Raw genomic sequence first — 299 nt, 5'->3', positions numbered from 1 at the left:
AACAAATTCAACTACCAGCTGGCAAATATGATTCGTATAAATTTGAGGCACTTATGACGGGTTCTGTAAGTGTTGGCGGAGTTACAGTTGCAAGCTTTACTTCAAAAAATTATATTTGGTTTTCCCCAGGTATTGGACCAGTTAAGCATGAAACCCCTGCAACCGGTTCTGAAAAAGGAATAAGGCGTGAACTAACGGATTATAAAGTAAGCTAAAAACTACCCCCTCTTTTCTAAAAAAGAGGGGGTAGTAAATTATCGGTGATTAGAAACTAATTCTAGTTCCAAGTTGAATTTGTC

Annotated in this window: 1 protein-coding gene; it reads left to right on the top strand. The window is 37.5% G+C overall.

The genetic code is table 11. From position 1 onward, the window contains the following. Window positions 1-215: hypothetical protein (locus AWW78_RS10580; protein WP_218059850.1), on the top strand; the 215-nt coding region annotated here is incomplete at its 5' end. Between the last annotated feature and the right edge of the window lie 84 nt (window positions 216-299).

The sequence above is a fragment of the Candidatus Kryptonium thompsonii genome (assembly GCF_001535985.1).
In the GTDB taxonomy this organism is placed as follows: domain Bacteria; phylum Bacteroidota; class Ignavibacteria; order Kryptoniales; family Kryptoniaceae; genus Kryptonium; species Kryptonium thompsonii.
This window is presented reverse-complemented; position numbering and strand designations above follow the sequence as displayed.